Consider the following 10,411-nt stretch of genomic DNA (forward strand, 5'->3'; position numbering starts at 1 on the left):
GTCTTGTCCCCTTTCCTAGCGCCAGATCGGCAGATCGAGCCACCAGTTCCACCACTCGGGCCAGCCGCGCGTCCAGAACGGGCCGCTGATCACGATGCAGACGGCGCTCCAGAAGCCGGCCGACAGGGCCAGGAACAGGCCGAGGCGGTGGATGCCGAGCGCGCCGATGGAATAGCCGATTGCGTCACGGAAGTAGGTGTTCTCGTGTTCGCCGCCTTTCACAACCTGGCCCTTCTTCGGGTTGGCTGCCGACAGGATCAGCGCGCCGTGCAGCGACAGTGCCAGTGTCGTCGTGAAGAAGAACGTCACCGCGATCATGTGCGCGGGGTTGTAGTGGAAGTGCAGATACTGGTAGCCCACGTTGGAGACCCAGTCGAGATGACTCAGGATCCCGTAGGGGAAGCCGTGTCCCCAGGCACCCAGCAGCACCGGGCGGATCACTACGAGCGTGAAGTACGCGAAGATCGCAACGCCGAAGGCAATGGGGACGTGATATCCCATGCCGAGTTTGCGTGATATCTCCGCCTGGCGCAGCGCCCATGAGACGAACGCGCCTAGCGCGCAGAAGGTGATGAGCTGCCACAGCCCCCCTTCCTTGAGCGGTGCGAGGGCGAGACCGTAGCTCAGATCCGGCGGTGCGATATTGATCTGCCAGATATTCCAGGTCGGCCCGATCGCCGCGCCATAGATGATCAGGAGCGTCCCGAGGACGGTAAAGAAGATGGTGGTGACTCCGAAGAAGCCGACCCAGAACGGACCGACCCAGAAATCGAACAGGTCGCCACCGATGAACGTACCGCCACGAACGCGATATTTTCTTTCAAAGCTGAGCATCGCCATCGCTTTATTCTCCGTCAGGGCCGCGTTCGTACGCGGCTCCATGTAGTCCGCAGAGGGTGGCGGGCAGGGTCGGGCAGTCCCTGGCCTGCCCACCACCTTCGGCGGTCGACGCGGTTACGTCAGTCTGGCGACCCGTGCGGGCTGCTCTAGCGGCGCGGTGGCCGCCGGCAGGTCCTGCGCCGAAGCAGTCGGGCCTTCTATCCAGTTGAACCGATCCGTGCTGAGCAGGATGAAATGGATCAACAGGGCCAGCACGAAAAGGAACGTGAACAACGCGATCAGCGTCCTCCGCGGATCGAATAGTTGCCATAAACGCCACATATTCTTTCCTCCTTATGACAGGTACTGGATGAGCGGTTCAGCAGCCATCCGCGCACCATCGATGAGGGACGCATAGCCACCTTCCGGCGGGAGCCACGGCCGCCATTGCCACACTAGGAAGTGCGCAACGATGGCGATTGCCGTGAACACGATGAAGCTAACGACGAACAGCTTGTGGAAAGCCTGTGCTTGTTCATCTGTCAGCCCGGTGAAAGACTCAGACATAGATCTCACCTCCAGATCGGCCTCGCGGCCGGTTACCGCGCAAATCCCGCGCGGCGGGGATGGCCGTGACCATGACCACGACCCCTTCCCGTCCCCTGAGGGACGAAACTCCTGGACTCAGGCCATGAAGGCGAACGGCACGTAGGTGTTCGCCATGGCCCGGGCCTCTTCGAATATCGACATGTCGGCCGGCGCGCCCGGGGGCACGTTGCGCCAGCGGCGCGGCAGCACCCGACCGGCCCGCGTGGCTATCGCGATCATCAGGAAGATCGTGAATCCCACCGCGAATATCAGGTGATACTGCTTCGCGCCGCGGGCCGACAGGCTCGCTCTTGCATCCATCGTCTTGTGCATTCCAGTCATCAGTCTTCTCTCCTCATGTCCTCAACGGGCCCGTTCACGCCGCCCGTCCCTCTTTCAGCGCGGCCCGCGCGTCGGCCACGTGTTCTTCGGTCACCCGCTCCTCGCCCCGGCTGCGGGCCCGGCGCTCGGCGGCGTCGCGCAGACGCTTCGCCGCCGAGATCCGGATCAGCACCGGCAGCTCCTCCACCACTCGGTCCAGGTCTGCCTTGGCGCCGTCCTCCCAGGGCAATTCCTGGTGCAGCCGTGTGGGCGTGGCCTCGACGCTGTCCATGTCGGTGGCCAGGGGGAGGATGTGGAACAGCGCATCGAACAGCGCGTTGCACACCTCCTGCACGACCCAGGTCGCACCGGCATAGCCCATGAACGGCGTACCCGTGTGCCGGCGGATCGCCGTGCCCGGGAAGGAGGCCGGGATGTACATGGCCCGTGAGCCGTACTCGGCCAGATACATGCGCTCGTTGTAGCTGCCGAACAGGATCAGGGGCGTCTTGTCACGCACCGCTTCGCGCACGGCCTCGTTGTCGGGCTTCTTGCCGGCGCTGCGCGCGAACGAGAACGTGCAGGGCAGACCGAGTTCGTGCTCCAGGTAATTCCGCAGGCCGCGCTCGTAGGTCTCGTTGGCCACCACGGCGAAACTCGCCGTGCCGAAGAAGTCCTGGGTGACCGAGCGCCACAGGTCCCACACCGGCTTGATGGTGGTGTGCTTCTCGCGCTCGATGAACGGCTCCGGATCGAGATCCAGCAGCTCGCCCAGCTTGCGCAGGAACTTGGTCGTGGAGTGCACGCCGATCGGCGCCTGCAGGTAGGGGCGCTCCAGCGTCTCGCACAGCAGCCGGCCGAACTCCCGGTACATGCAGACGTTCACCTCGGCATCCGATAGCTTCTGCACGTCGGCGAGGTGGCTGCCGAGCGGGAACACCAGGTTCACCTCGGCGCCGATGCCTTCCACCAGCCGCCGGATCTCGGCCAGATCGGAAACCGTGTTGAAGTAGCCGTAGATCGGGCCGATGATATTGACCAGCGGCTTCTCGCCTTCCTTGCGTTTCTTCGGTTTGCGGATGCGCTTGGTACCGTATTCCGTCCACAACCACTGCATGGCCCGGTTGGCGCTCTGCCACTGGTCCTCGTCGATGGTGCGCGGCAGGAAGCGCTTGATGTTGGTGCCTTCCGGCGTGACGCCGCCGCCGATCATCTCGGCGATGGAACCGGTCACGACCACCGCGGGCAGGTCCGGGTCCAGTGTGGCGTGGGCCCGCTTCATGGCCTCTTCCGTGCCGTGCTGGCCGAGCTCGTCCTCGCCGAGTCCCGTCACCACGATGGGCAGCTCGTGGGGCGGCAGCCCGTCGGTGTAATGCAGCACGGAGGTCACGGGCAGGTTCTCGCAGCCCACCGGGCCGTCGATGATGACCTGCAGGCCCTTGATGGCGGTGAAGACATACACCGACCCCCAGTAGCCGCCAGCCCGATCCATATCCAGCACCAGCATCAGACCATCGCCTCCGACGCCTTCTTCTTCGCCAGCCTCTCGAGCTGGCGGCGGTAGCTCTCGCGGAACTCGGTGCGCTCCGCCGGCCGGTCCTCCCAGACGCCCGCCGTGTCGCCCGTGCCGACGCCTTCGAAGAACGACCGCATCTCGTCGAAGCGGGCCTTGTTGGCGAGCGCCGCGTTGACGACCTGCGCCAGCGAGCCCGCGCCGGCGGGGCCCATCAGCGGCCGCGCCGAGATCAGGTTGGTGAAGTACAGACCGGGTATCGCCAGTTCCTTCGCCTTCTGCACCACCGGCGTGGTGCCGATGGCGAGGTCGGGTTCGAACTCCCGCATGGCCGCCAGGTCCTGCTCCAGCGAGGCCCGGAACTGCACCTGCACGCCCTTCGCCTCCAGCCATTTGCGGTCGGCGTCGGACCAGCGGGTGCGCGGACAGGCGCTGCCCACGTAGCGGACGTCCGCGCCGCTCTCCACCAGCAGCCGTGCCACCAGCAACTCGGAGCCTTCGTAACCGGACAGCGTGATACGCCCGTCGATCGGTGCCTCGGCGAGCGCGCCTCGGATTGCCGGCAGCACCGCGTTCTTCGCCGCGGCGATGCGGTCGGCGGGCACGTTGCAGGCCTCCCCGATCGCCTCCAGCCACGCGGCGGTACCCTCATGGCCGACCGGCGCGGAGCCGACGATCGGCCGCCCCGCCGCCTCGAACTCGCGGAAGGAAGCGGTATAGAAAGGATGGATGGCGGCCGCCACGGCGCAGTCGAGCGCCGCGTACAGCTCGCGCCACTCCCGGGTCGGCACGACCGGCCCGGCGGCGAGACCCATGGGCTCGAGCATCATGCCGATGCCGACCGGGTCGGCCGGGAACATCTCGCCGACCAGGGTGACCGTGGGCCGGTCATCGACGCCCTCGCGAGGCGCCTGCACCGGACCGTGCTCGGCTTCGGTGCGGGCGTAGGCGAGCATGGCCCCGGCCAGCACGTCCTTCGCCTCGGCGTGGGTGGGCACCCCGAAGCCGGGTACGTCGATGCCGATGATGCGCACGCCGTTTATCTCTTTCGGCAGCAACCGCAGCGGCACGCCGGAGGCCGTAGGCACGCAGAGATTCGTGATGACGATGGCGTCGTAGTGCTCCGGGTCGGCCATCTTCTCCACGGCTTCCTTGATGTCCTCGTACAGCCTGCCGGTGACCAGCGTCTCCGAGTTGAACGGCACGTAGCCGACGGTGCGGCGGGCGCCGTAGAAGTGGGACGTGAAGGTGAGCCCGTACACGCAGCAGGCCGATCCGGACAGGATGGTGGCGGTGCGGCGCATGCGCAGGCCGACGCGCAGGGAGCCGAAGGCGGGGCACATGCTCTGGGGCTGGTCGTGGGGCCCCAGCGGATAATCCTCCGCGTAGCGCTCGAGCGCCTCGCCGTTGCCCGCCGCGGCCGCCGCCTCGCGCATCTTGTCGCGGCCCGCGTGGCAGCCATGACCGTCCGCGCGGGTGGCCTCCACGTTGATGTCCGTCTTGTCGCTCTTGTCCGTCATTCTTGTCGTTGCTGCCCCCGGCTCAGATCTGCTCGTAGACGACCTCCAGTGAAGGTTTCTCGACGTGGTTCTTGCCGCACATGTCGGCCTGGGTCGCCGGCTGCAGCTGGATGCCCCGGCCGACGTCCTCGGACTTGAACAGGTTCAGGAGGCCGTCGTGCTCCAGCGGCGTCGGATGCTGCGGCGGCGCATCCGCCACGTTGCTGGCCAGTTCCTCGAACAGCGGCCCCCACTGCCCGCCGGGCATGCCGACGATCTGGTAGTTGGCGCTCTTGCGACGGATGTCCTCGTCCGCCGGGATGGCGGACAGCACGGGGATGCCGACGGCATCCGCGAAGGCGCTGGCTTCGCCGGTGCCGTCGTCCTTGTTGATGACCATGCCGGCCACGCCCACGTTGCCACCCAGCTTGCGAAAGTACTCCACCGCCGAGCAGACGTTGTTGGCGACGTAGAGGGATTGCAGGTCGTTGGAGCCGACCACGATCACCTTCTGGCACATGTCGCGGGCGATCGGCAGGCCGAAGCCGCCGCAGACGACGTCGCCCAGGAAGTCCAGCAGCACGTAGTCGAAGTCCCAGTCGTGGAACCCGAGCTTCTCCATCAGCTCGAAGCCGTGGATGATGCCGCGCCCGCCGCAGCCGCGGCCCACTTCGGGGCCGCCGAGTTCCATGGCGAACACGCCGTCGCGCACGAAGCAGACGTCGCCGATCTCGACTTCCTCGCCGGCGAGCTTCTTCTTCGACGAAGTCTCGATGATGGTCGGGCAGGCCTTGCCGCCGAACAGCAGCGAGGTGGTGTCGCTCTTCGGATCGCAGCCGATCAGCAGCACCTTCTTGCCCTGCTGGGCCATCATGTAGCTCAGGTTGGAGAGCGTGAAGCTCTTGCCGATACCGCCCTTGCCATAGATGGCGATGATCTGCGTCTCCTTGGCAGGCTCGCCGGTGGGCACGGGGTCGGGTTCTATGGAAGCCTCGGCCCGCAGCCTGGCCTGCATGCTGTCGGGAAGCTGCACGGTCACGCCGCCCTCGGTTCGCCTTTCGCTCATGAATCTCTCCCGCTTCTCGCGTCTTTCCAGTCAAGGATCATCTTCAGGCAGGCGGGATCGCCGAACGCCGTGCGATAGGCATCGGCGGCCTCGCCGGCCGGATGTCGGTGGGTGATGAGGCCGCCCAGTGACAGCCCGCCGCCGGCAACGAGATCGCGCACGGCGACCATGTCGTCCGGGCGCCATTCGGCGGCGATGCGCAGCCGGGCCTCGCGCATGAAGGCCGGCGGGAACGAGAACGACACCGGCTCGTGGTAGAAGCCGGCGAGCACGATCTCGCCGCCGGGGGCGAGCCGGGCGATCAGTTCGTCGAGGAGCGAGGCATCGCCGCTGACGTCGCAGATGACCGAATAGTCGCGGCGCTCGTCTTCGGCCGGGTCGAGCACCCTGTAACCGAGTGCGCCGCCGGTCCGGGACGGGTCCTTCTCCCACACCGTCACGGGACGATCGCCGAACATCACCGCCAGGCGCGCGAGCAACCGCCCAAGCACGCCGTGGCCAATGATCAGTTCGGGCGGGTCGGCACCGGCGATCGCGTGGTAAGCCGTCGCGGCCAGCGCCAGCAGCACTGCATCTTCCTGCAGGTTTTCATCGATCGGTATGACGCGCGCACCGGCCACGACCACCCGGGACGCGGCGCCCCCGAACAGACCGCGCACCTCGCCGAAACAACGGGCACCGGGCACGAACACGAACTCGCCGGCGCGGCGGCCGGAGGCGGGACCGGCCTCGCGGACCACTCCCACCGATTCGTAACCGGGGACCAGCGGATAACCCATGCCCGGGAATGGGGGCATGCGGCCGGACCAGAGCAGACGCTCGGTACCCGTGCTGATCCCGCTCCACCGGATATCCACCACGACGTCGCCCGCTTCGGGCGAAGTCAGCTCCAGCCGGCTGAGCACCAGTTGCTCCGGTTTCTCCAGCACGACGGCAAGGGCATCCATGGTCACTGAGTCACACACACTCCGGCTGCCCGCCACGGACAGCCTCTAAAACCTTATGCGTCAGTCTAGCTTGACTGTCAGTGTTGTCAAGTTGTATTGACGCTTTTCGCATAGGGACTTTCGCCTAACTCCGTGCACGCTCCGCCACGATGACCCGGGTCAGCAGCGGCATGCGGGTGGGAACCGCGCGTATGCCGGTGAATCCGGCGCGGCCGAGGAGCAACCGGAGTTCCTCGATGGTGCGCGGGCGACCGCTGCGCATGGCGAACAGATAGAGGCCGAAATACGCATCCCCGATCGGCTCGGCACCCCGGGTGCCGGCCATCGGTTCGGCGAGCAGCACCTGCCCGCCCGGCTCGAGGGCCTCGCGCACGCGGACCAGGATCCGTGCGGCGGAGGCATCGTCGTGGTCGTGGATGACCCGAACGAGAGAGATCACATCAGCTCCCCCGGGCAGGGGATCGTTGAGGAAATCGCCACCGGTCACCGTGGAGCGCGTGCCGAGACCCGCCTCGTCGAGACACCGCCGCGCGCGCTCGGCGACTGCCGGCAGATCGAACAGTGCCAGCTGCAGGTGTGGCCAGCGCTGCCCGGCCGCGGTGAGGAACGTGCCCTGGCCGCCGCCGACGTCCAGCAGGCGGCGGCAGCTCTTCAGCGGTACCGCCGCGAGCACCTCGGCGGCGACGAAGGGCTGCGAGGCCGACATGAGTTCCGAGTAGTCAGCGACGCGCTCGGCCCCGGCGCCGGCCGGCTCGGCCTCGGTGGCGTAGGCCCAGTAGTCGCCCAGCGCGGTATCGGCCCGCTCGCCGCGCAGCAATGCCAACGGGTCGGCCAGGTCCGCATAGAGCAGACGATGATGGCGGACCATGGCGGCCACGCCGGGGTTGCCCCGCAGCGCGGCGCCCAGCGGGCCAAGTGCATAGCGCCCGTCGCGCCGCCGGTTCAGCAGTCGCAACGAGGCGGCGGCGTCGAACAGGCGCGTCGCCGCGCTCTCCGGCAGGTCACAGTCCCGCGCCAGCGCGGCGCCGTCGCGGGGGCCCTCCGCCAGCCGCTCGAACAGGTCGAGCTCGACGCACGCGAACAGCACTTGGGAATAGACGAAGCCCGCGCAGAGGTCGAACAGGTCCCGCGCGCGGCGACGGGCGATGGGACGCGTAAGAGGAAAGGCGGCCGCCCAGCGCTGGAACCGGGCGCTCGCGAGCAGCGAGTCCCGCCACCCCGCCAGCCTGTCCCTCAGAGCCGGCGCAGGCTGCCGCGTCACGGCGTCACGCCACCAGGCGCGCCAGGTCCTTCGGCACCAGGCGACGGGACTCGTTGTGGATCAGGTCCTGCAGGCTCTCCGCCCCGGGGCAGTCGGGTATGGCCGCGATGGCGGCCTCCACCAGCTCTTCCATGCGGCCCAGCGCCCGTGCGATGCCGAGCTCGGTGGCCGCGCTGGGCCGTCCCAGCGCGGCATCGCGACCGACCGGCTTGCCGAGCTCCTCGCGATCGCCCGCGGCGTCGCGGAGGTCGTCGGCGACCTGGTAGGCCTCGCCGAGGCGCTCACCCAGCGCGCGCCACTCCGCCGGATCCGCAGCCGAGGCGATCGCACCCGCTTCGGTGGCGGCGACGAACAGAGCCGCCGTCTTCGCCCGATGGTAATCGGCCAGCACCACACGGGGTTCGCATTCCCAGGCCTGGCCGGCTACGAGACCGGCAGGCCCGCCGACCGCACGGCTGACGGTGAGCAGCAGCGGTGCCAGGCTGCGGTCCGCGCCGGCGGCACCGTTCGCGATGACCTCGAAGGCGAGCACGATCAGTGCATCCCCGGTGAGCAGCGCCAGCGGCTCTCCCATCGCCCGGTGCAGTGCCGGCTTGCCCCGCCGTAGCGCCGCGTCGTCGAAGCAGGGCAGATCGTCATGCACGAGGGAGGCGCAGTGCAGCAGCTCCAGTGCGGCCGCAGCGGCGACGGCCGAACGACTCGCCTCGCTGCCGCAGGCCTCGGCGACCGCGAGACACAGCCTCGGGCGCACCCGCGCGCCGCCGGGGAAGACGGCATAATGCATCGCCTCGGCGAGCTTTGGCGGGCACTTCGGCTGCGCGCTCCCCTGCTCCAGCGCCGCAGCCAGCGCCGACTCGATCCGCGATATGCCTTCCATGCCCGCCTCCAGGTTGTCGCATTAGAGTGTCACGTTAGCTTGTCAAAGCTAGTGTCAGTTAGAATAGACACACGAACAGACGGAGTCAATCAGTTGTCCTCGCCCTTCCCGCCTTTCGACGCGCCGGTTCCCGCCGACGGTTATCGCTGGTGGTACGTGGACGCGATGAGCCCCGACGGTCGCCAGGCGCTGACCCTGATCGCGTTCGTCGGCAGCGTCTTCTCGCCCTGGTACGCGCTGTCGCGGCGCCGCGCCCCCACAGACCCTCTCGGTCACTGCACCCTGAACGCGGTGCTGTACCGGCCGCGGTCCAAACGGTGGGCGTTCACGGAGCGCACGTCGGACCGGGTCCGGCGTAGCGCCGACGAGTTTCGCATCGGCCCGAGCCGGGTCCGGCGTGACGGCGACGGCCTGCTGTTCGAGATCGACGAGGTCACCGTGCCGGTGCCGACGCGCCTGCGCGGCACCGTGCGCGTGCGCCCGGAAATCCGCGGCACGGACCCCTATGCCCTCGACGCCGACGGTCGCCACCACTGGCAGCCGCTGGCGCCCCGGGCCCGGGTCGAAGTGGACCTCTCGTCGCCCGCCTCCCGCTGGAGCGGCGCCGGCTACCTCGACAGCAACTGGGGCGATGACGCACTGGAACGCGACTTCGTCGGCTGGAACTGGTCCCGCATGGACGCCGGCCGGGATGCGGCGGTGCTCTACGACGCCGTCCGCCGCGACGGCAGTCGCCACTCACTGGCGCTGCGTTTCGCACGCGACGGCGCTGTCGTGGATTTCGAGGCACCGCCCGCGGCGATCCTGCCCGCCACCGGTTGGCGCGTGGCGCGGACCACCCGCGCCGAGGAACCCGGCGGCGCCAGAGTACTGCGCACGCTGGAAGACACGCCCTTCTATGCACGCTCGATCGTCGAAGCACGGCTGTTCGGCGAGACGCTCACGGGCATCCACGAAAGCCTGTCGCTGGATCGCTTCGCCTCGCCCTGGGTGCAATGCCTGCTGCCGTTCCGGGCGCCGCGGCGCTGACATCATGTAGGAGGGCCTTCAGGCCCGACTCGCCCTGCCAAACCCCATTTTCTTGTGGCCGCCCTGCGGGGGTATGCATGGCGCTCCCGACAAAAGGTCGCGGCGATGGATGCCCCCGCATGACGGCGGTGCTCGCGGTGGCGTGACGGAGCTGCCAGTCAGAGACGCCCACTGACATGCAGCAGACCTCACGGCGACGGGCCCGTCAACGGGTGGGCAAGGGTGGCGGGGTCGTCCGGGCCGACTGGAGCCATGACGGCGGGAAGGAGGCCTGGCCGAAGTGAAGGAGGACAGGACGTCCAACTGAACGTCCCCGGCACCCTTGCCCGCCCGATGCCGGGCCAACGCCAAAAGAAAGCGGGATCGGGCCTGAAGGCCCTCCTACCGGTCTTTCTGTTCGCGGCGCCGGCGTTCCCGCCGCAGGGACCACAGCTCCCACGCGCCGATGGCGAGCACCACGCCGCCGACGAACAGCCCCTCGACGAGGATCA

General features: G+C 68.2%; 11 protein-coding genes. 1 reads left to right on the top strand and 10 read right to left on the bottom strand.

The annotated features are described in order from the left end of the window. Positions 1–15 precede the first annotated feature (15 nt). From pufL to ACJMKX_RS04565, 10 genes are all read right to left on the bottom strand, one after another. Positions 16–840, bottom strand: coding sequence for a photosynthetic reaction center subunit L (gene pufL / locus ACJMKX_RS04520; protein WP_405221648.1), 825 nt, complete (start codon positions 838–840; stop codon positions 16–18). A gap of 114 nt (positions 841–954) precedes the next feature. Then, a complete protein-coding gene (gene pufA / locus ACJMKX_RS04525) occupies positions 955–1,161 on the bottom strand; it encodes a light-harvesting antenna LH1, alpha subunit (RefSeq protein ID WP_405221650.1) in 207 nt (68 codons plus the stop codon). Between the two features lie 12 nt (positions 1,162–1,173). Next, positions 1,174–1,386 (bottom strand): light-harvesting antenna LH1, beta subunit, encoded by a 213-nt coding sequence (pufB, locus tag ACJMKX_RS04530; RefSeq protein ID WP_405221653.1) that lies wholly within the window; start codon positions 1,384–1,386, stop codon positions 1,174–1,176. Positions 1,387–1,503: 117 nt separating this feature from the next. After that, complete coding sequence (locus ACJMKX_RS04535; protein WP_405221656.1) at positions 1,504–1,749, bottom strand: hypothetical protein; 246 nt, start codon at positions 1,747–1,749, stop codon at positions 1,504–1,506. A gap of 34 nt (positions 1,750–1,783) precedes the next feature. Beyond that, positions 1,784–3,235 (bottom strand): chlorophyllide a reductase subunit Z, encoded by a 1,452-nt coding sequence (gene bchZ / locus ACJMKX_RS04540; RefSeq protein ID WP_405221658.1) that lies wholly within the window; start codon positions 3,233–3,235, stop codon positions 1,784–1,786. Continuing rightward, positions 3,235–4,761, bottom strand: a complete 1,527-nt coding sequence (gene bchY / locus ACJMKX_RS04545; protein ID WP_405221661.1) for a chlorophyllide a reductase subunit Y — start codon at positions 4,759–4,761, stop codon at positions 3,235–3,237. Before bchY ends, bchZ begins: the two co-directional genes overlap by 1 nt. Positions 4,762–4,783: 22 nt before the next feature. Next, positions 4,784–5,755 (bottom strand): chlorophyllide a reductase iron protein subunit X, encoded by a 972-nt coding sequence (locus ACJMKX_RS04550; protein ID WP_405221857.1) that lies wholly within the window; start codon positions 5,753–5,755, stop codon positions 4,784–4,786. A gap of 47 nt (positions 5,756–5,802) precedes the next feature. After that, entirely contained in the window at positions 5,803–6,753 is a 951-nt protein-coding gene (gene bchC, locus ACJMKX_RS04555) for a chlorophyll synthesis pathway protein BchC (RefSeq protein WP_405221860.1), read from the bottom strand. 124 nt (positions 6,754–6,877) lie between these two features. After that, the gene (locus ACJMKX_RS04560; protein WP_405221664.1) at positions 6,878–8,014 is read right to left on the bottom strand and encodes a methyltransferase; all 1,137 of its coding nucleotides are present in this window, start codon (positions 8,012–8,014) and stop codon (positions 6,878–6,880) included. Positions 8,015–8,018: 4 nt separating this feature from the next. After that, positions 8,019–8,891, bottom strand: coding sequence for a polyprenyl synthetase family protein (locus ACJMKX_RS04565; protein ID WP_405221667.1), 873 nt, complete (start codon positions 8,889–8,891; stop codon positions 8,019–8,021). Between the two features lie 93 nt (positions 8,892–8,984). On the opposite strand from ACJMKX_RS04565, the gene ACJMKX_RS04570 reads away from it, so the two are divergent. Next, a complete protein-coding gene (locus ACJMKX_RS04570) occupies positions 8,985–9,920 on the top strand; it encodes a carotenoid 1,2-hydratase (protein ID WP_405221670.1) in 936 nt (311 codons plus the stop codon). Positions 9,921–10,411 lie beyond the last annotated feature (491 nt).

The organism is Lentisalinibacter sediminis, from assembly GCF_040706615.1.
GTDB lineage: Bacteria > Pseudomonadota > Gammaproteobacteria > Steroidobacterales > Woeseiaceae > Lentisalinibacter > Lentisalinibacter sediminis.

What these genes read in the sequence shown, in the direction of transcription:
- pufL (WP_405221648.1), bottom strand. Translation starts at nt 840, where the DNA reads ATGGCGATGCTCAGCTTTGAAAGAAAATATCGCGTTCGTGGCGGTACG.
- pufA (WP_405221650.1), bottom strand. Translation starts at nt 1,161, where the DNA reads ATGTGGCGTTTATGGCAACTATTCGATCCGCGGAGGACGCTGATCGCG.
- pufB (WP_405221653.1), bottom strand. Translation starts at nt 1,386, where the DNA reads ATGTCTGAGTCTTTCACCGGGCTGACAGATGAACAAGCACAGGCTTTC.
- ACJMKX_RS04535 (WP_405221656.1), bottom strand. Translation starts at nt 1,749, where the DNA reads ATGACTGGAATGCACAAGACGATGGATGCAAGAGCGAGCCTGTCGGCC.
- bchZ (WP_405221658.1), bottom strand. Translation starts at nt 3,235, where the DNA reads ATGCTGGTGCTGGATATGGATCGGGCTGGCGGCTACTGGGGGTCGGTG.
- bchY (WP_405221661.1), bottom strand. Translation starts at nt 4,761, where the DNA reads ATGACGGACAAGAGCGACAAGACGGACATCAACGTGGAGGCCACCCGC.
- ACJMKX_RS04550 (WP_405221857.1), bottom strand. Translation starts at nt 5,755, where the DNA reads ATGCAGGCCAGGCTGCGGGCCGAGGCTTCCATAGAACCCGACCCCGTG.
- bchC (WP_405221860.1), bottom strand. Translation starts at nt 6,753, where the DNA reads ATGGATGCCCTTGCCGTCGTGCTGGAGAAACCGGAGCAACTGGTGCTC.
- ACJMKX_RS04565 (WP_405221667.1), bottom strand. Translation starts at nt 8,891, where the DNA reads ATGGAAGGCATATCGCGGATCGAGTCGGCGCTGGCTGCGGCGCTGGAG.